16 protein-coding genes are annotated in these 18572 nt (G+C 67.0%); 6 read left to right on the forward strand and 10 right to left on the reverse strand.

Annotated features, from left to right (window positions below):
• Nucleotides 1-49 precede the first annotated feature (49 nt).
• Complete coding sequence (locus tag ACJH6H_RS11070) at nucleotides 50-2491, reverse strand: Tex family protein (protein ID WP_212814329.1); 2442 nt, start codon at nucleotides 2489-2491, stop codon at nucleotides 50-52.
• A 113-nt stretch (nucleotides 2492-2604) separates the two neighbouring features.
• Here ACJH6H_RS11070 and ACJH6H_RS11075 point away from each other — a divergent pair, with 113 nt between their 5' ends.
• Nucleotides 2605-3771 (forward strand): GGDEF domain-containing protein, encoded by a 1167-nt coding sequence (locus ACJH6H_RS11075; RefSeq protein ID WP_212814327.1) that lies wholly within the window; start codon nucleotides 2605-2607, stop codon nucleotides 3769-3771.
• Nucleotides 3772-3780: 9 nt separating this feature from the next.
• Here ACJH6H_RS11075 and ACJH6H_RS11080 read toward each other — a convergent pair whose 3' ends face one another.
• The gene (locus ACJH6H_RS11080; protein WP_212814325.1) at nucleotides 3781-5067 is read right to left on the reverse strand and encodes a lipase family protein; all 1287 of its coding nucleotides are present in this window, start codon (nucleotides 5065-5067) and stop codon (nucleotides 3781-3783) included.
• A 266-nt stretch (nucleotides 5068-5333) separates the two neighbouring features.
• On the opposite strand from ACJH6H_RS11080, the gene ACJH6H_RS11085 reads away from it, so the two are divergent.
• Together ACJH6H_RS11085 and ACJH6H_RS11090 are read left to right on the forward strand one after the other, a co-directional pair.
• Nucleotides 5334-6026: a hypothetical protein gene (locus ACJH6H_RS11085; protein WP_212814323.1), complete on the forward strand. Its 693-nt coding sequence runs from the start codon at nucleotides 5334-5336 to the stop codon at nucleotides 6024-6026.
• Between the two features lie 2 nt (nucleotides 6027-6028).
• A complete protein-coding gene (locus tag ACJH6H_RS11090) occupies nucleotides 6029-7987 on the forward strand; it encodes a YhgE/Pip domain-containing protein (RefSeq protein ID WP_212814321.1) in 1959 nt (652 codons plus the stop codon).
• A gap of 6 nt (nucleotides 7988-7993) precedes the next feature.
• Here ACJH6H_RS11090 and ACJH6H_RS11095 read toward each other — a convergent pair whose 3' ends face one another.
• Genes ACJH6H_RS11095 through ACJH6H_RS11105 form a run of 3 tightly spaced genes read right to left on the reverse strand, consistent with a single transcriptional unit; the run spans nucleotide 7994 to nucleotide 10095 of the window.
• On the reverse strand, nucleotides 7994-8422 hold the full coding sequence (locus ACJH6H_RS11095) for a VOC family protein (RefSeq protein WP_212814318.1): 429 nt from the start codon (nucleotides 8420-8422) through the stop codon (nucleotides 7994-7996).
• 45 nt (nucleotides 8423-8467) lie between these two features.
• Entirely contained in the window at nucleotides 8468-8887 is a 420-nt protein-coding gene (locus tag ACJH6H_RS11100) for a hypothetical protein (RefSeq protein WP_212814316.1), read from the reverse strand.
• Between the two features lie 11 nt (nucleotides 8888-8898).
• Nucleotides 8899-10095 (reverse strand): globin domain-containing protein, encoded by a 1197-nt coding sequence (locus ACJH6H_RS11105; RefSeq protein WP_212814313.1) that lies wholly within the window; start codon nucleotides 10093-10095, stop codon nucleotides 8899-8901.
• Nucleotides 10096-10328: 233 nt separating this feature from the next.
• On the opposite strand from ACJH6H_RS11105, the gene ACJH6H_RS11110 reads away from it, so the two are divergent.
• Nucleotides 10329-10694, forward strand: a complete 366-nt coding sequence (locus tag ACJH6H_RS11110) for a PE-PGRS family protein (RefSeq protein ID WP_371824548.1) — start codon at nucleotides 10329-10331, stop codon at nucleotides 10692-10694.
• Nucleotides 10695-10806: 112 nt separating this feature from the next.
• On the opposite strand, the gene ACJH6H_RS11115 is transcribed toward ACJH6H_RS11110, so the two are convergent.
• Nucleotides 10807-11601: a SigB/SigF/SigG family RNA polymerase sigma factor gene (locus ACJH6H_RS11115; protein WP_406774843.1), complete on the reverse strand. Its 795-nt coding sequence runs from the start codon at nucleotides 11599-11601 to the stop codon at nucleotides 10807-10809.
• A 432-nt stretch (nucleotides 11602-12033) separates the two neighbouring features.
• Between ACJH6H_RS11115 and ACJH6H_RS11120 the strand changes: the two genes are divergently transcribed.
• Together ACJH6H_RS11120 and ACJH6H_RS11125 are read left to right on the forward strand one after the other, a co-directional pair.
• On the forward strand, nucleotides 12034-12288 hold the full coding sequence (locus tag ACJH6H_RS11120) for a hypothetical protein (RefSeq protein ID WP_244872937.1): 255 nt from the start codon (nucleotides 12034-12036) through the stop codon (nucleotides 12286-12288).
• Between the two features lie 133 nt (nucleotides 12289-12421).
• Nucleotides 12422-13147, forward strand: coding sequence for a cutinase family protein (locus ACJH6H_RS11125; RefSeq protein ID WP_406774844.1), 726 nt, complete (start codon nucleotides 12422-12424; stop codon nucleotides 13145-13147).
• On the opposite strand, the gene ACJH6H_RS11130 is transcribed toward ACJH6H_RS11125, so the two are convergent.
• From ACJH6H_RS11130 to ACJH6H_RS11145, 4 genes are all read right to left on the reverse strand, one after another.
• On the reverse strand, nucleotides 13148-13531 hold the full coding sequence (locus ACJH6H_RS11130; protein ID WP_406774845.1) for a hemerythrin domain-containing protein: 384 nt from the start codon (nucleotides 13529-13531) through the stop codon (nucleotides 13148-13150).
• Between the two features lie 87 nt (nucleotides 13532-13618).
• Nucleotides 13619-14881 carry an osmoprotectant NAGGN system M42 family peptidase gene (locus ACJH6H_RS11135; protein WP_212814308.1) on the reverse strand — a complete coding sequence of 421 codons (1263 nt, stop codon included), beginning with the start codon at nucleotides 14879-14881 and terminating at the stop codon, nucleotides 13619-13621.
• A gap of 11 nt (nucleotides 14882-14892) precedes the next feature.
• Nucleotides 14893-16614, reverse strand: a complete 1722-nt coding sequence (ngg, locus tag ACJH6H_RS11140; protein WP_406774846.1) for an N-acetylglutaminylglutamine synthetase — start codon at nucleotides 16612-16614, stop codon at nucleotides 14893-14895.
• Nucleotides 16611-18413: an N-acetylglutaminylglutamine amidotransferase gene (locus tag ACJH6H_RS11145; protein WP_212814303.1), complete on the reverse strand. Its 1803-nt coding sequence runs from the start codon at nucleotides 18411-18413 to the stop codon at nucleotides 16611-16613. Before ACJH6H_RS11145 ends, ngg begins: the two co-directional genes overlap by 4 nt.
• Between the last annotated feature and the right edge of the window lie 159 nt (nucleotides 18414-18572).

An 18572-nucleotide genomic window follows, 5' to 3' on the forward strand; every position in this document is an offset into this window, starting at 1 on the left:
GAAAATCACTGGGATATCGACAGTTTTATGTCTCCTCGCGAGAACACCGCTACTTGCCGAAGCCCGCCTTGCGCAGGGCGTCGGCCATCGAGCCGGACGGCACAGACTCGCGGCGGCCACCGCCATTGCCGCGCTGCGGATTACGTCCGCGATCTTGGCCATTGCCGCGGTTCTGTCCGCCACCGTTACCGCCGCGGTTGCCGCCATCGCGTCCGCGCGGCTGCCCGCCGCCGTCGCGCCGGGCTCCGCCGCCCTGCTCGGGCCGCTTGCCGTCGCGGGCGCGCTGCGGGTCGTCGTTGAGCCGCAGGCTCAGTCCGATGCGCTGCCGCTCGACATCGACCTCGAGCACCTTGACTTTGACGACCTGGCCGGACTTGACCACCTCGTGCGGGTCGGAGACGAAGCGGTCGGCCATCGCCGACACGTGCACCAGACCGTCCTGGTGCACGCCGACGTCCACGAAAGCGCCGAACGCGGCCACGTTCGTCACGACGCCCTCGAGCACCATGCCGACCTTGAGGTCGGACACCTTCTCGACGCCGGCCGCGAAGGTCGCGGTGGAGAACGCGGGGCGCGGGTCGCGGCCCGGCTTCTCCAGCTCGCCCAGGATGTCGGTCACGGTCGGGATGCCGAATCGTTCGTCGGCGAAGTCGCCCGGCTTGAGCGCGCGCAGCTTCCGCTCGTCGCCGATCAGTTCGGCGAGGGTGACGCCGGCGCGGTCGAGGATGCGCCGCACCACCGGGTAGGCCTCGGGATGCACACCCGAGGCGTCCAGCGGGTCGTCGCCTTCCCGGATGCGCAGGAAGCCGGCGCACTGCTCAAAAGCCTTGGGGCCCAGACGTGGAACGTCGAGCAGACCGCTGCGGCTGCGGAACGGTCCGGTCTTGTCGCGGTACGACACGATCGACTCGGCCAGCGATTCGGTGACGCCGGAGACCTTGGCCAGCAGCGGCACCGAGGCCGTGTTGAGGTCGACACCGACCGCGTTCACGGCGTCCTCGACCACCGCGTCGAGGCTGCGGGCCAGGGTTCCGGGCGTCACGTCGTGCTGGTACTGCCCGACGCCGATCGACTTCGGCTCGATCTTGACCAGTTCGGCGAGCGGGTCCTGCAGACGACGGGCGATCGAGACCGCGCCGCGCAGCGTCACGTCCAGGTCGGGCAGCTCGTGGGCGGCATAGGCCGATGCCGAGTACACCGAGGCGCCGGCCTCGCTGACGATCGCCTTGGTCGGCAGCCGCTTGGGACCGGACGCGCCCGCCGCCTTCAGGTCGGCGATGAGTTCGGTTGCCAGCGCATCGGTTTCGCGGGACGCGGTGCCGTTACCGATGGCGATCAGTTCGACGTTGTGCCGCGCGACGAGGGCGGCCAGCGTCGCCTTGGCGTCGTTCCACTTGTTCTGCGGCTGATGCGGGTAGATGGCACAGGTGTCGACGACCTTGCCGGTGCCGTCCACCACCGCGACCTTCACACCGGTGCGGAACCCGGGATCGAGTCCCAGCGTGGCGCGGGTTCCGGCCGGCGCGGCCAGCAGCAGGTCCTTGAGATTCTTGGCGAACACCGCGACGGCGTCCTCCTCGGCGCGCTGCCGCAGCCGGATCCGGGCGTCGACGGCCGCCGAGAACATCAGCTTGGTGCGCCAGGCCCAGCCGACCGTCGCGGTCAGCCACGGCGTGGCGGCGCCCCCGGCAGCCATGTCCACACCGAGCGACTGCGCGATCATGGCCTGGTACAGCGTCTCGTCGCCGCCGTCGAAGTTGAGCGACAGCGCCTCTTCCTTCTCACCTCGCAATACCGCCAGCACGCGGTGCGACGGCATGTCCTCGAGCGGCTCGGAGTACTCGAAGTAGTCGCGGAACTTCTGGGCGGCAGGGCTTTTCGCCGCCTCCTCCGACCACGGCTTGGTGGTCAGGGTGCCGTCGGACCAGAACTTCTCGCGCACGGCACCGACCAGTTCGGCGTCCTCGGACACCCGCTCCACCAGGATGTGGCGCGCGCCGTCGAGTGCGGCGGCGACGTCGGCCACCTCCTCACCCAGGAACTCGGCGGCCACGTCCTCGGGGTTGAGCGTGGGGTCGGCGAGCAGCCGGTCCGCCAGCGGCTCCAGGCCGGCCTCGCGGGCGATCTGCGCCTTGGTGCGGCGCTTGGGCTTGTACGGCAGGTAGATGTCTTCGACCCTGGACTTCGTCTCGGCGGCCAGCAGCGCCGCCTTCAGGTCGTCGGTGAGCTTGCCCTGTTCTTCGATCGAGGCCAGCACAGCGTCGCGCCGCTGATCCAGTTCACGCAGATACCGGAGCCGCTCCTCGAGGGTGCGGAGCTGACCGTCGTCCAGGCTGCCGGTGACTTCCTTGCGGTACCGCGCGATGAACGGCACGGTCGCGCCTTCGTCCAGCAGCCGTACCGCGGCGTCGACCTGACCTTCGGCGACGGCCAACTCTTCGGCCAGGCGGGCGTTCACGGACTTGACGACAGACTTGACGCTCAAATTCACGGGCTGGACCCTACCCAATGCTGCCGACAGTCGTCGGCAGCGGCGAGTAAGTTTGCGCTATGCCTCAGCCGATCCCGACGCACCACGCCCCTGGGCGCACCCGGTAGCGCGACATGAATCCCGACGTGCGCACCCTGTGGATGGTCGTCTCCATGACCGCCCTGCTGTTCGGGTTGCTGCATGTCTGGGTGGGGGCCGGTAGGCGGCGACATCCGGCGGTCCAGCTGTGGGGCGCGGGCAATTTCCTGGGTGCCCTCGGAGCCGGGCTGCTGAGCGCCCGCGGGCTGGTGCCCGAGGTGTTGTCGGTGACGGTCTCCAACGTCCTGATCGTCATGTGCTGGTCGTTGATCTGGGGTGGTCTGTGCGCCTTCAACGGCCAGCCGGTCCGCGGCCGGGTGATGGCTGCCGGGCCGCTGGTGGTGCTGGCCGCGTTCGAGTTGATACCGCCGTTCAACGTCAGCATCCCGGCCCGGGTGTCCCTGACGGCTCTCGTGCTGGCCGGATATTTCGCGCTCAGCGTCGTCGACGGCATCAAAGCCCAGCGTGTCGAGCGCCTGGCGTCGCGGCGCATCCTGATCGGCCTGTACGTCGTCGCGGCCGCGGCGACCGTCGCGCGTTCGGTCAGCCTCCATCTGGACGCCGGCGCGGTGCAGTTCGCCACCACCAGCGCGGCCGTGTCGGTGCCGATGCTCTTCTTCGCTTTCGCCGTGATGGCCATCAACCTGTGCCTGTCGCTGATGGGTTGGGAGCGGCTCGAGGATCAATTGGCCGACGCGGCGATGCTCGACTCTCTCACCAGGACGCTGAACCGCGCGGGCTTCATGATCCAGGCGCAGCGGCTGGCCGAGGAGTGCGTCGCGCGCCAGTTGCGGTGCTCGGTCATCGTGATGGATCTGGATGAGTTCAAGGCCGTCAACGACGTCTTCGGGCACGAGGCCGGCGACCGGCTGCTGACCGAGTTCGCATGCGTGGCACGGTCGAATCTGCGCAGCGGCGACCTGTTGGCGCGGATCGGCGGCGAGGAATTCTGCGCGATGCTGCCGGGTGTCGACGAAAGTCAGGCGGCCGTCATCGCCGACCGGCTCCGGGTGGCGTTCGCCGCCGCCACGTTCAGCCACAATGACGCGGTGCTCGCCGGAACGGTGAGCATCGGGGTATCGCAGCTCGGGCACAAGGCGGGGTTGCGGTCGGCGATCCGCCGCGCCGACGTGGCGATGTACGAAGCGAAGAGCCGGGGCCGCGACCGCGTGATCCGCGCCTCCGCGGCGGGCAGGGACTGAGCTCTCGACTCAGTACGTCCCGCAGTTCGGCGACGTGGGCTCACCGTTGAAGCGCGCCGCGATCCATTGCATGGCGGGCTCGCCGTCGACCAGCATCGGCAGGGCATGGTTGATCACCAGTTTGTTCAGGAACGGGGGCTCCTCGTTGGTGCGGAACTCGACATCGGCCCCCTTGTCGCACCAGTCCCGCCCGAGCTGGTTGGCCGCGGTCCACGGCACGAGCGGGTCGTAGCGGTTGCTGTTGATGAGGACCGGAGCGTTGGGCTTGTACTTGCCGAGCTTCTGCATGTCGAACAGCGTCTTGAAGGGCTCTTCCTCGACCAGCACGTTGATGTCCTCGGTGAAGTACGGCTGCAGATGCCGGAACATGAAGTCGACGATGGTCTGACCGACGCACTGCCGTGAGACGCTCTCGAGCATGTCCTTGCCGCGCTGGGTGAGCTTGGAGCGGATCAGGTCGGCGAACTCGGGGTAGGCGTAGATTTCGCCGTTGAGCGCGTAACCGACCACGCCGACCAGCGCGCTGCCGTCGGTGTACGGGAACAGTTCCTTGAGATCGGCGACCGGCGCCCCGGCGTACGTGCCGACGACGTGCAGTTCAGGCGCGTAGGACGACGCCAGCTCGGCCGCCGACGCCGCAGCGCCTCCGCCTTGCGAGTACCCCCAGAAAGCAACGGGCCCATCGGGATCCAGTGAGGTGCCCGGCAGCTTCTTGGCGGCGCGCGCGGCGTCGAGCACCGCGGCGGCCTCGGCCACGCGGTTGACGTACGTGTGCATCCCGGGAGTACCGAGGCCCTCGTAGTCGGTCATCACGATCGCGAAACCGCGCGCGACCATCGTGGCGATGAACGCCTCTTCGTAGTTGACCATGATGTCCCAGCCACCCGAGTAATGGATGCCCTGGTTGAACTGGCGTGACGGTGCGCACTGGTTGCCCTGGCCCTGTGTGCCGACCGCGTAGCTGATCAGTGGCCGCGGTCCCTTGCCCGGCCAGTCGTTGTACGGCTCGAAGTAGGTACCGGTCACGGCGACCGGGTTTCCGCGGGCATCGGTGCTGCGGTACATGATTCGCGTGCCGGTGGCCATGATGGCGCCGAGCTGGCCGGACGGTTCGAGCACCAGGCGCGACGGTTCGGTGCGGATCAGGTCCCCGGGGCGGCCGGGCGGCAACGGGTCCGGGGGTAGATAGAACTCGGCGTACTGCGGCTCGTCGCCGTCCGCGTGGGCTGCGGGCACTCCCGCGAGCACTGAACCGATGAGCAGACACGCTGCCAGAACGCCCCCGAAACGATGCATAACGGGACAATAACAATGGGACTCTCGTACACGAAATCAGGAATACCTGAAACCAAGAATTCAATTCTTGACGGACGTCGAGTGACAGGCCGCACAGACATTACCTGGAAGCGATCCACGAAGTCGGCGCGCCCGATGTGTCCGCCACGGCATATCGCGAGCGATTCCGCGTGACATCACACCTGCGAGAACGCCGCTATCGGAGTTTCTGCCCCGGCGCGCTGATTTACTGGCCATCGTTACTTCGACCCCGGAGATGAGCAGCAATGGACGACGAGACGACGGCCGCCCCCGACACAGCGGACAGCCCGCCGGTGATCACCGCGCAGGGGCTCGCTGTCATCGGCGAGCACGGCCCGCTCTTCTCTGATGTCGACCTGGAGCTGCGGCCCGGATTCCACGCCATACAGATGCCGGGCGGTCCGGCGCAGCACACGCTCCTGCTGTCGCTGGCAGGCCGGCTCAAGCCGACGCGCGGCACCGTCACCGTCAACGGCGCGACGGGGCCCCGCGGCATCCGGAAGCACTGTGCCATCGCCGCGTTCGCCGACATCGACGACCTGGAAGACATGGTGACGGTCCAGACGGTCATCACCGAGCAGCGCCGCTGGGTGTCGCCGTTCCCGGCCTGGGTTCCGGTCCAGTCGGACGTCCCGGAGATGACGGCGGTCTTCGGCGACGACCTTCCGCTGCTGTCGCCAAAGAGCTTCATCATCGAGCTGTCCGATCTCGAGCTCTTTCTGCTGCGCATCACCCTGGCCCTGATGTCCGACCGGCCGGTGCTGATCGTCGGCGACCTCGAGCAGGTCCGCGACAACGAACGCCGTGCCCTCGCGGTACAGCGGCTCGGCGCCCTCGCCGAGCACCGCACCGTCGTCGTCGGAGTGACCAACCCGCTGGGCGAGGACGCCCCCGACCACGTTCTGCATGACCGCCGCATGCTGACCGGAAAGGCCTGACCATGCTTGCTGGACTCGCATTCGGCTCTGAGATCAAGCGATTCGGCCGCAGCCGCATGACGCGCGCCGCGATCGTGGTGCTGATGCTGCTGCCGCTGGTGTACGGCGCGCTGTACCTGTGGGCGTTCTGGGACCCGTTCGGCCAGGTCAACAAGATGCCAGTGGCCCTGGTGAACGCCGACCGCGGCGCCGTCGTCGAGGGCGTCCACGTCAACGCGGGCGACGAGATCGCCCGGAGCCTGACCGCGGACCACAGCCTCGACTGGCATGTGGTCAGCGACAAGGAGGCGCGCGACGGCGTCGAGCACGGCAAGTTCTACTTCATGCTGGAGCTGCCGGAGAACTTCAGCGAGGCCATCGCCTCACCCGTCAGCGGCGATCCCCAGAAGGCCCAGCTGATCGCGGTGTACAACGACGCCAACAACTACATCTCCTCGACCATCGGACGCACGGCCACCAGCCAGGTGCTCAACGCGGTGTCGACGCGCATCTCCGGCCAGGCGGTGAATCAGATTCTGTCCGTGGTGGTTTCGTCCGGAGCCGGCATCAAGCAGGCCGCCGACGGAGCGCAGAAGCTGGCCGACGGCGCGGCGCAGGTCGACACCGGCGCCGGCAAGCTGGTCGGCGGCCTCGACGACGCCCGGAACGGCTCGGCCAAGCTGTCGGCCGGCGCCAAACAACTCTCCTCCGGAATCAACCAGGCCACCGATCCGCTGCTGAAAGTGACCAAGGCCCTGTCGCAGGTCGGCGGGAGCACCGAGCAGTTGCAGCAGAGCGCGACGGCGCTGGAGCAGGCCGCCGATCAGGCCGGCGCGCTCGCCACCGCGCAGGACACCGCGGCAGCAGCGATCGGTTCGGTGATCCAACAACTTTCGGTGAACCAGGACCCGGTTTCGGTCGGCGCGGTCAACACCCTGCGCGGCGTCCAGGACCAGCTGAACGGCCACCAGTTCACGCCACAGATCCGCCAGCAGATCACCGATGGCCGCAATGCCGCGATCTCGATGACCGAGAACCTGCGCTCCCCCGGCAGCCCGCTGCGGACTGCTCTCGATCAGGTGGGCGGCAGCGGCCAGCAGCTCACCGACAAACTGAACCAATTGCGTAACGGCGCCCAGCAGTTGGCCACCGGCAATGCGCAATTGGCAAGCGGCATCGTGCAACTCGATGACGGGGCGCGCCAGTTGAAGTCGGGCACCGTTCAACTCAAGGACGGCAACCACGAACTGGCCACCAAGCTGGCCGACGGCGCCAAGCAGGTGCCGACGTGGACCGAGCAGCAGAAGCAGGCCATCGCCGACACCATCGGCGGTCCGGTGAACCTGGAGTCCTCACACGAGAACGGTGCCCCCAACTTCGCCACCGGCATGGCCCCGTTCTTCCTGACGCTGGCCCTGTTCTTCGGTGCGCTCGTCCTGTGGATGGTGTTGCGGCCCTTGCAGAACCGCCCGATCGCCGCCGAGGTGCTGGCCATTCGCGTGGTGTTCGCCAGCTATCTGCCCGCGGCGGTCCTCGCCCTGGGCCAGTCGATCATCCTGTACTGCGTGGTGCGGTTCGCCCTCGGCATGCAGGTGGCGCATCCGGTGGCGATGCTCGGCTTCATGATGCTGATCTCGCTGGCCTTCGTCGCCGCGACGCAGGCCATCAACGCACTGGTCGGGCCGGCGGTCGGCCGCGTGCTGATCATGGCCCTGCTGATGCTGCAGATGGTCAGTGCCGGCGGGATGTACCCGGTCGAGACGACGTCCAGGCCGTTCCAGGTGATGCACAAGTTCGATCCGATGACGTTCGGTGTCAACGGACTTCGCCAGCTGATCCTCGGCGGCATCGACGGCCGGCTGTGGCAGGCCATCATCGTGTTGGTGTGCATCTGGCTCGGCGCACTGGGCATTTCCAGCCTGTGCGCCCGCCGCAACCGGACCTGGAACCTGATCCGGCTCTTGCCGGCCATCAAGATGTAGCGGCTTCTACCCCAGGCTGACGGTGCCGTCCGGGTTGACGCGCCAGTTCGGGTTGTGCGCGATTTCCCAGATCACGCCGTTCGGATCCTGGACATGCGCGTGGAACACGCCACCGAACTGACCGGGCTGCGGCGGCTTGAGTGTGGTGCCGCCCGCGGCGGTCATCGCGGCCGCCAGCTCGACGACTGCGTCCGGGCTGTCGACGTTGTGCGCCAACGTGATTCCGCTGACCTGCGAATGGTCGGCAGCCTGTGCGAGGTCGGCATTGAACTTCTCCGCGAGGAAGAATCCGAGCAGCTGACCCGGCGCCGTCTGGTAGAAGATGATCTCCCCCGGCACATCGAGCGCCGGGGTCCACCCGAGCGCGCCGTAGAACTGCCGGGTGGCGTCGAGATCGACCGTGGCCAGGGTGAAGAAGTGCACTTGCTGCTTCATGGCCCCAGGCTACGTAGGCCCACCGACAGTTCTCGCGCGGTGCGACTAGAGCAAACCCACGCCGGCGACCAGGAGCGCGATGACCTTGGTCATCTCGAGCGCGACATAGGCGTAGTGACCGCGGGAGCGCGGGCCTTCGCGGCCGGCGAGCACCTCGTCCGACCGGCGATTGAGCCCGGGCCGGACAGCGACCAGCTGCACGACCAATGCCCCCACGGCCACGGCGAACGCGACCATGACGGTGACCGACGGCCGATTCACCAAGGCTGCGAGCACGATTGCCGCGGCGAACACCAGCTCGACGGTGTTCAGCGCGCGGAACACCAGGCGCCCGATGCCGAGACCGATCGGCAGGGTGACGTTCGGCGCGCGGAATTTGAGCGGCGCCTCCAGGAAGGAGATGGCGAGCACCATCCCCAACCAGACGAAGGTGATGGCGACCTGGATCGCAGTCGGTGTACTCATCAGCGGCGAGGTTAGACGGCCAGCGGGCTGAACGCTTCGAACCAGATGCGGTCACGCGCCACACCGGCGGTCCCGAGCTGCCGGACCACCTCTGCCATGAAGGGCGTCGGACCGCAGATGTAGGCGTTGACATCCGGCGGAAATGCGATGGCGCTCAGGTCGATTCGGCCATGCCGGTCCGGTTCGGTGAGCGGATAGCCGTCGGGCAGCCCGTCGTACCAGGTGTGCAGTGCAGCACCGGGAATCCGCGCGACCAGATCGGCCAGTTCCGCACGGTGGGCGTGACTGGCGCGGGTGCGGTCGCAGTGCACGACGGTCACAGAGCGTTGGGGCTGCTCGGCCGCGATGAAGTACAGCATGCCCAGCACCGGCGTGATCCCGATGCCCGCCGAGATCAGCAACAGCGGCGTCTCGGCCGGACTGTCCAGGGTGATGTCGCCGAAGGGGTGCGACACCTGCAGCACGTCACCTTCGAAAACGTACTCGTGCAGGTGCGACGACACCGCGCCGTCGCGGCGCACCGAGATGCGCCACCCGTCCACGGCACCGGCGTGCGACAGGCTGTACTGACGAATCTGGCGCGCGCCGTCGGGCAGCTGCACCGCCACCGAAATGTACTGTCCCGGAGCGAAATCGGGCAACTTGGCACCATCGGCGGCAGCCAGTCCGAAGGCCACGGTGAGTGGCGACTGCTGCACCCGTTCGACCACCCGAACCGGCATCCAGACATGCTCCGGACTGGTGCCGGCCGCCTCATACAACTCCCGTTCGCGGCCGATCAGCAGGTCCGCCATCGACCAGTAGACCGCCGTCCACGCCTCGGCGACATCGGCGGTGACGACATCGGCACCGAGCACCTCGACGATCGCCGCGAACAGGTGTTCATAGACCACCGGGTACTGGTCCGGCGCCACGCCGAGGGACGCGTGCTTGTGTGCGATGCGCTCGACGACGTCCGCCCCGGGGGCATCAGGGTGCACGAGCAGCGTGGCGTACATCGCGACCGACCCCGCCAATGCCTTCTGCTGCGACCCGTTCGCCTGATTGCCGCGGTTGAACAGGTCACGCTCCAACTCCGGATGCGCCGCGAACAGGCGACGGTAGAAGACCGGGGTGATCTCGCCGATCGCACCGCCGACCACAGGCAACGTGGCTTTGACAACCTCGGCGTGGGCCGGCGACAACGTGGACGTGGACGTGGACAACATGGCAGAACCTCTCACTTCGTCGTGAATGCGTCGGCGCGACCCGGATCGATGATTCGTCGAGGCCGGTCCGCCGCCTGCCAGCAGGCTATTTAAATAAGCATCATCGATGCAAGTATTATGCTGCGTGACCTACGACACCATGTAGTAAGCACCGGTCCGCAGTCGGAACGACCGATCCCGCGAATCCGGCAGCCAGAGGTTTGACTCCACCGTCAGACGGCAATGAACGAGATATGTTCACTGACAAAATGATTCCCCTGTTGGCGGCCGGAGCGTTCGCAGCGGCCGGCGTGGCCGCCTCGTTCGTGTCAGCCGATATCGTGCCGAGCACCGTCGGCGCCCACCCCGTGCTGACCAGCTACCCGCTGCAGCCCGTCGATGATCCCGGCCCTGGCCCGGGCGGTGGCGGTTGTGTCAACGGCCAGTGTGGTTCCGGTGGCGTGAATGGTGGTCCCGGAGGCGGCCCGGGAGGTGCCGGCTGCGTACCCACCCAATGGGGCACGGCGTGCGGTTCCGGCGGCACGAATGCCGGTCCGGGCGGAGTCCCCGGTGGTAGCGGCTGCATTCCCGGAGTGGGCTGCGGCGGCGGGCACGGCTAACCGCCGGTGAGCCCGGTTTCCCCGACCAGCAGACGATCGACGACGCTGGTGCTCTCGGGCGAAAGCCCTTGGTGCATCAGCGCGTCGAGCGGCTGGGCGGCCGCGGTCGCCGTCAGGTCTGCGCGACCTGCATGCGAATCTTCCGCAGCGTCCGCTCCAGGATGCGCGAGACGTGCATCTGCGAGACGCCGATCGTCTCCGCGATCTGGCGCTGGGTCTTGGATTTGAAGAACCTCAGGTAGAGAATCCGCTGTTCACGCACCGGCAGGGACTGCAGCACCGGTTTGACCGATTCGCGGTCGGTGATGCGCTCGAAACCTTCGTCGACGTCACCGAGCAGATCGGACAGCGACTGCGGGTTGTCCTCGTTGTCGACGACGGGCGTGTCGAGTGATTGCGGTTGATAAGCATTGGCCGCCAGGAGGCTTTCCGTGATCTGTTCCGGCGCAACGGACAGCGCCTCCGCCAGTTCGCTGATGGTCGGCGTGCGCCCCAACTGCTGCGTCAATTCCGTTGTCGCGCCCTTGATTTGCTGGCGGATGTCGCGAATGCTCCTCGGGACGTGGACTTTCCAGCCGTAGTCGCGGAAATGGCGGCGCAACTCCCCCATGATGGTCGGGACGGCGAACGCCACGAACCCGGCACCGTTGTCCGGATCGAAGCGGTTGATCGCTTGGATCAGGCCGACCCGCGCTACCTGGACCAGGTCGTCGAGGTTTTCCCCCCTGCCGTCGAAATGGCGGGCCAGCCGGTCGGCCAACGGGCAGCACCGCAACACGATTTGTTCGCGTTGCCGGGCGAATTCGTCGGATTCGGCCGGAAGGGCGCGTAGCTCTACCACCAATTCCGGTACGTCCGCATATTCGTCGGCGTAGCGGTCTCCTTCAGGTAAACGCTTCTCCAGCAACGAAGTTGACATGACGTGCCTTCCCCAGGCCCACAACACGCATCGGGAGATTCGGCTCCCTGAGTATCGACTCGGCGCCGTGGCATGCGTGTTGTTTCCACCAGTGAGGTGGACCGGCAATCTGCCGTCGCCGATCGCCACCTACGGCACCCAGCACAGCCGTGCCCTCATCTGGACCGCGGCTGCATACCGGACAGGTAGCTCTCAGCTGCCGTCGCTTCGGTCTAAGCAACTGCGCCATCTTGACGCTGTACCCGACCTTACCGCCGAACGCATCGGGGCACCACCGCGACGCTGCGCCGACCGGCCATCACAGCTGGTCAGGCGGCAAAAAACATTTCTGCGAGAACAGGTTTGGCCGAGAATGGCCCAGGGTATGCACCCCGTCGGCGTGAGCAGCACTTGAAAACCCAACAGGAACGGCTCTTTTCGATGGCGGTGTGTATTACCTGCGGAACGGATTGCGACGAGTCGTTCACGTTCAATTGGAACGGACGCAGCGCGAGCTTCGACTGCATCGAATGTATGGCCACGATGGTGGCCCCGATGTGCCGCCACTGCGGATGCCGAATACTGGGCCACGGGTTGCGACTCGACGGCCGCCAGTATTGCTGCGACCATTGCGCGCAGGCCGGCGAACACTCGGCCCGGCCGGCGGCGAACACCGACCGCTGGCAATTCGGATAGCGGTCTCCCGGCCCAGCCCGGACGAGTGACGCCACTGATGGTTTAGACCGACGGTTCCCGGGGTAAACGGGCCGTATTCGTCGACCGCAATGGAGCGATCCGACCGGTGAGCCGAAGATCGGTGGGTTCAGTCATGAAGACCATCACGTGTTGTATCGCCGCGGCGGTGCCGCTGACCTCCCTGTTGCTGGCCGTACCGGCCGGGAGCGTTCCAGCGCCTGCGCAACCCTGCCCCGATATTCAAGTGATTTTCGCGCGGGGCACGATGGAACCACCGGGCGTGGGCAAGGCCGGTCAGGCCTTCGTCGACGCACTGACCGCACGGGCTGCGGGCCGGACCGTCGATGTGGCCCCCGTGGACTACCCGGCGTCGCTCGATTTCGCGACCGCCGCGGACGGGGTCGTCGACGCGACGAACAGGGTCCAGAGCACAGCATCAGTCTGTCCCACCACGAAGATCGTGCTGGGCGGGTATTCCCAGGGCGCGGCGGTGGCCGCGTACATCACCGAGGACGCCGTCCCCGCCGGCGTCACCCTGCCGATGGGCATCACGGGACCGATGCCGGCATTCGTGGCAGACCATGTTGCCGCGGTCGTGCTGTTCGGCAAGCCCTCGTCCGGCTTCCTGCAGATGGTCTACACCGGTGCGCCCCCGATCACGGTCGGCTCACGTTATGTGTCGAAGACCCTCGACCTGTGCATCGCCGATGACCCGGTGTGCTCGACGGCCGGCGGCGACAATGCCGCCCATGTGGCGTACTCCGACAACGGAATGGCCGACCAGGCAGCACAATTCGTCATGAACAAGCTCGGCCGCTCCCCTGCACAACCCCGCGTCGAGCAGGCCGCGCCGCGCTGATCAGCGGCCGGTCAGCAGCGGAAACTCCTCGGCTTCGACGCGCTGCGTGTGGTCTTCTGTGGCCTGTTGTAAGTCGGTAAGGGCGCTCTCGAATTCTGCCGAGGCCGGGTCCAGCCGGGCCATGCGGTCCAGCCGCTGCTTGGTGTCGTCCGTCTCGCCGCGCAACGACTCGACCACCAGCCCGCGCCGCACCCTCGGGTGAACCAGTAGTTCCTCGCTCACTTCCTGCGCGGTGAGCGCCGCGCGCAGCTCCGCGAAGTGCCGCCGGCGCGCAGCGGTGTCGGCCGCGTGCAACGTCTTGCTGAACAGTTCGCGTGCCATGAGGTGCCGGGCCTTGACGTAGTCGATGACGGCATCGGTGGCAGTCGTCGATGCAGGTGTCATGAAAATCCCCTCCAAGGTCGTTCCGGCCGGTGTTCCAGCTTCTGCTACCCAATTCGCGGCGAAGTAAACCCACCAATTGCGCCTGAATCAATGCTGCGAGACGTCGGCGCTGCCCTCCTCGGGTGGCCAGTGGTGCCCCTGTGACGCCGCGCCCGGGTCGTGGAAGTCGCCGCGTGACAACGGCACCCACTGCTCGCTCGCTGCGGCCTGCTCGGCGGGGAAATCTTCCAGATCGCCGAACGGCTGCGCGTCCCACATCGCGAACGTCAGCGGTGTCCGGAGCCAGCTGTACAGCAGCAGATAGGTCGCTTCGAGCGAATCGAGGTGCGTGCGCTCCCAGCCGTGACTGCCGTCGAGCCCGAATCCGACGAGCGCGGCGCGCGTGGCCGCGCCGGCCTCGATCGCCGCCGCCACGTCCGACCGGTAATACCGAAAGATGTCGCGGGCGTAGGTGATTCCCTTTTCCTGCGCCAGCTTGCACAGCTTGCGGGTCAGGTAATAGTCGAACGGCCCGTGCATGTCGGCCATCGGGATGGTGACGCCGTGCTCCAGGGACTGCTGGCCGGGCGCGCACACGGCGTTGTCGACCGACACCAGCTCCGCGACATCGGGCGGCAGGCCGTGACTGGCGCCGTGGCCGACCTCCTCGGTGATCGTCACCATGAGCGTGGTCCGGTGTGGCAGCACGATGTTCCCCTCGGCGACGACCTTGGCCAGCGTCAATGCGATGGCCACACCGGCCTTGCCGTCGAGGTGGCGGGAAACGACGAAGCCGTCCTCCGTCAGCTCGGGGCTGGCGACCAGCGCGACGAAATCGCCGACGTTGAGGCCTAGCTTCTCGAGATCCGCGCGCGATGACACGCTGCGGTCGACGCGGACCTCGACGTCGTCCCAGCTGGTCGGCTGCGTATCGATCTCGTCGCCGAACGCGTGACCACTCGCCTTGAGCGGCATCACGGTTCCGGTGAAGAACTGGTCGTTGTCGTCGGGCAGGATGCGGACCCGGGCGCCGGTCGCGAACCGCGCCGAGAAGGTGCCGACGGGCACGAGCGCCAGCCGGCCGTTGTCCTTGAGTTCGCGGACCATGCAGCCGATGGTGTCGGCGTGCACCACGATGGCGCGGTCGGTGGTCTGCGACCGCCCCGGCAGTTCGGCGATGAGTGCACCGCGCCGGGTCAGCGTGAATGGCACGCCGAGTTTCGTCAGGGTCTGGCCGATCAGTTGCATCACGGCATCGGTGCGACCCGAGGGGCTCGGCGTCTGCAGCAGCGCCAGCAGGGTGTCGACCATCCAGCCCCGGTCGTCCGGCGACATCCGTACGTTCTCGGCATCGTCGGGCTCAGCCATCATCTCTCCAAATGTCAGTGTTGCTCGATCGGGTCGGGATGCCAGGCCCACGGCGTCGCTGCGGTTCGCGGGAACAGCAGATCGATGAACGCCTGTGCGGTCGGCCGCGGCTCGTGATTGGCGAGGCCGGGCCGCTCGTTGGCTTCGATGAAGACGTACTCCTCGCCGCTCACCGACGGCACGATCAGATCGATCCCGGTCACCGGAATCTCGATCGCAGCGGCCGCGTCGACCGCCACTTTCGCCAGCATGGGGTTGAGTTCGTCGGTGACGTCGTGAATGGTCCCACCGGTGTGCAGGTTCGCGGTGTGCCGCACGATGAGGCGTTCGTTGGCGGGCAGCATATCGTCCAGCTGCCAGCCCGCCTTGTGCACGGTGTCATCGGTGACGCTGTCCAGCGGGATCACCGACTCCCCGTGCGTGGCCACCGACCGGCGCCGGCTCTGCGCTTCGATCAGCTGGCGGATGGTGTGGGTGCCGGTGCCGATCACCTCGGGTGGCCGGCGGAGGGCGGCGGCGATCACCTTGCCGTCGATGACGATGATGCGCAAATCCTCACCCTCACAACGCTCTTCGATGAGAACATCGGGGCAGTGCTGCACGGCGAGCCCGATGGCCCGGTTGAGTTCGTCGGGTGTGGTGACCCCGACGGTGATGCCCGCGCCCTGTTCTCCGCGGGCGGGCTTGACGACAGCGCTGCCCACCTTCTCCAGGAAGCGGCAGTCCTCGTCGGTGAATGTCGCAGTGCAGCCTTCCGGTATGCGGATGCCGGCCTCGGCGACGACGGATCGGGCGATGCGTTTGTCGTCACACCGGCTCATCGCCACTGCGCTGGTCAGCTCGGACAGCGATTCGCGGGTGACGATGCTGGTCCCGCCATGGGTCAGCCGGAGGTAACCTGCCTGCGCGTCGAGCACGTCCACCGCGATGCCCCGCAGGATCGCCTCGTCGGCGATGATGCGCGCATACGGATTCAGCTGGGCCAGTTCCTCTTCCGGCTTCACCGGGGCGAACAGCGCTTCGTTGATGGCGTTCTTGCGTTTGATCCCGAGCACAGCGGGGACACGGGCGAAGCCGATGCGCTCATACAGCGCGATGGCACCGTCGTTGTCGTGCAGCACCGAGAGATCCATCTGTGCCCGTCCCCGCCGGACGAACTCCTCGATCAACGAGCGCACCAGCAGGCCGCCGGTGCCGGGCCGGGTCACGGCCGGATCCACCGCGAGGCACCACAGGCTGGAGCCGTTCTCCGGATCTCCGAACAGCTGGCGGTGGTCGATGCCGGTGACCGTGCCGACGACTTGTCCGGTCGCGTCGTCGACGGCGACCAGGTACACCACCTGCGGTGCGGTCTGGCTGTTGGTCCACATGAGGTCACTGTCGGCCGGCACCATGTGGCACCGCACGTAGATGTGGTTGATCGCCACGCAGTCCTCGAGCGAATTCACCTGGCGCACGGTCAGTCCCGGCACGTCGGGCGGCCGGTACTGCATGGGCTTCGTCAGGTCGAGGCGGTAGGTGAAACTGGGGTCGATGAAGAATTCGTGGGAGTGCAGTGCCACGAAGACATGCGGCGCGTCGAGGTACATCCCGATGTCACGGCGCCCGCTGCCCTCTTCCCGCAGCGCGGTGCCGAACGCGTCGGGGTCGTGGAACGTCTGACCGAAAACCAGCCGCCCCCAACCCATGTCCTGTATGACGCCCTCGGCCCTGTCGGTGGTTTCCGTTGTCGTCATCTGCCCGCTCCGTCGACGTGGGTGGCTAGCCAGAGTTCCAGCAATCCGATCTGCCACAACGGGTTCCCCCGCAACGGGGTGAGATTGCCGTTGGGATCGTCGAGCATCCCGGCGACCGCGTCGGGAGCGAACAGACCACGGTCACGCGCGGCCTGACTGTGCAGCGCGTCGCGGACCAGGTCGAGGTAGGGGCCTGCGAGATGCTTGAGCGCGGGCACGGGGAAATAGCCCTTGGGCCGGTCGATGACGTCGGCCGGGATGACCTTGCGCGCAGCGTCTTTCAGGACGCCTTTACCGTCCTGGGCGGTCTTGAGTTCCGGCGGGCACGTCGCCGCGAGCTCGACCAGCTCGTGGTCGAGGAAGGGCACGCGGCCCTCCAGCCCCCACGCCATGGTCATGTTGTCGACGCGTTTGACCGGGTCGTCGACGAGCATGACGGTGGTATCGAGGCGCAATGCCCGATCGGTCGCGGTGGCCGCGCCGGGATGACTGAAGTTCTGCAGCGCGAAAGCGCCCGCGGAATCGTGCTCGAGCCGCCATTGCGGTTGCAGCAGGCGGTTGACCGCGTCGTGACTGCGGTCGAAGAACGCCGCGCGGTAGTGCCGCAGCGCGTCGGCCGGATCGTTGTCGACGGCCCGCGCCATCGGCGGGTACCAGTGATAGCCGGCGAAGATCTCGTCGGCGCCCTGTCCGGACTGCACGACCTTCACATGCTGGCTGACCTCCTGCGACAGCAGGTAGAACGCCACGCAGTCGTGGCTCATCATGGGCTCGCTCATGGCTTCGATGGCACCGGAGAGCGCAGGCAGCATGCGCGCGGAGTCGATACGGATCTGGTGGTGGTCGGTGTCGAACTGGCGGGCGATGATGTCGGAGTACTTGAACTCGTCGCCCTCCTCGCCACCGGCGGATTCGAATCCGATGGAGAAGGTGGCCAGGCCGTGCTGGCCGGCTTCGGCGAGCAGACCGACGATCAAGCTGGAGTCCAGGCCACCGGACAGCAGGCAGCCCACCGGCACATCCGCGACCAGGCGGCGCTCGACCGCGGTGCGCAGTGCCGCCAGCACCGCGTCCCGCCAGTCGTTCTCGGTCCAGTCGGCCCGTTCGAGCGACCGCTCGAAAACCGGTTCCCAGTACGTCGTTTCCGTGCGCTTGCCGTCCCGTTCGATGCGCATGACGGTGCCCGGCGGCAGCTTCTGCACACCACGCAGGATGGTGCGCGGGGCGGGCACGACCGAGTGAAAGCTCAGATAGTGTTGCAGCGCAACAGGATCGAGTTCGGTATCGACACCGCCGGCAGCCACCAGCGCCGGCAGTGACGACGCGAAACGCAGCGCTCCCCCGTCGGCTTCACACCAGTACAAGGGCTTGACGCCGAGGCGGTCACGCGCCAACAGCACCCGGCCCGACTCGATCTCCGCGACCGCGAAGGCGAACATCCCGTACAGGTGCTCGACGACGCGTTCACCCCACTCCTGGTACCCCTTCAGCACCACCTCGGTGTCGCTGTGCGAGAAGAAGCGGTATCCCTTGCTCGAAAGTTCCTGGCGTAGTTGGGGATAGTTGTAGATGCACCCATTGAAGACGACGGTGAGGCCGAGCTCCGGATCGTGCATGGGCTGGTGTCCGTGACTGGACAGATCGATGATGGCCAGACGCCGGTGACCCAACGCCACCCCGTCCCGCACCCATAGTCCGCTACTGTCCGGGCCCCGCGGTGCCATGCGGTCGGTCATGGCAGCAACCGCCGCCAGATCAGCACCACGGCCCCAGGCGATTTCGCCGGCAATGCCGCACATGGTGGAAGTCAGCTCCCTTGGTGGACGTCTCCGGCTCCACCGTACCCGATGTGCACCGTCGACGTGCGGATGATTCAAATTTGTTCTGTTGCAATATGTTTGCTCGCGGAGCTCTCAGCGATCCGATTTACGGCCACGAAAGTGCCCGTGCCGCTGACC

The organism is Mycobacterium sp. SMC-21, from assembly GCF_045310825.1.
Taxonomy (GTDB): domain Bacteria; phylum Actinomycetota; class Actinomycetes; order Mycobacteriales; family Mycobacteriaceae; genus Mycobacterium.

Coding starts and splice junctions, on each gene's coding strand:
- ACJH6H_RS11105 (WP_212814313.1), bottom strand. CDS start 10,095: ATGTTGTCCACGTCCACGTCCACGTTGTCGCCGGCCCACGCCGAGGTT.
- ACJH6H_RS11130 (WP_406774845.1), bottom strand. CDS start 13,531: ATGACACCTGCATCGACGACTGCCACCGATGCCGTCATCGACTACGTC.
- ACJH6H_RS11075 (WP_212814327.1), top strand. CDS start 2,605: ATGAATCCCGACGTGCGCACCCTGTGGATGGTCGTCTCCATGACCGCC.
- ACJH6H_RS11080 (WP_212814325.1), bottom strand. CDS start 5,067: ATGCATCGTTTCGGGGGCGTTCTGGCAGCGTGTCTGCTCATCGGTTCA.
- ACJH6H_RS11095 (WP_212814318.1), bottom strand. CDS start 8,422: ATGAAGCAGCAAGTGCACTTCTTCACCCTGGCCACGGTCGATCTCGAC.
- ACJH6H_RS11110 (WP_371824548.1), top strand. CDS start 10,329: ATGTTCACTGACAAAATGATTCCCCTGTTGGCGGCCGGAGCGTTCGCA.
- ngg (WP_406774846.1), bottom strand. CDS start 16,614: ATGACGACAACGGAAACCACCGACAGGGCCGAGGGCGTCATACAGGAC.
- ACJH6H_RS11085 (WP_212814323.1), top strand. CDS start 5,334: ATGGACGACGAGACGACGGCCGCCCCCGACACAGCGGACAGCCCGCCG.
- ACJH6H_RS11125 (WP_406774844.1), top strand. CDS start 12,422: ATGAAGACCATCACGTGTTGTATCGCCGCGGCGGTGCCGCTGACCTCC.
- ACJH6H_RS11145 (WP_212814303.1), bottom strand. CDS start 18,413: ATGTGCGGCATTGCCGGCGAAATCGCCTGGGGCCGTGGTGCTGATCTG.
- ACJH6H_RS11135 (WP_212814308.1), bottom strand. CDS start 14,881: ATGATGGCTGAGCCCGACGATGCCGAGAACGTACGGATGTCGCCGGAC.
- ACJH6H_RS11090 (WP_212814321.1), top strand. CDS start 6,029: ATGCTTGCTGGACTCGCATTCGGCTCTGAGATCAAGCGATTCGGCCGC.
- ACJH6H_RS11100 (WP_212814316.1), bottom strand. CDS start 8,887: ATGAGTACACCGACTGCGATCCAGGTCGCCATCACCTTCGTCTGGTTG.
- ACJH6H_RS11120 (WP_244872937.1), top strand. CDS start 12,034: ATGGCGGTGTGTATTACCTGCGGAACGGATTGCGACGAGTCGTTCACG.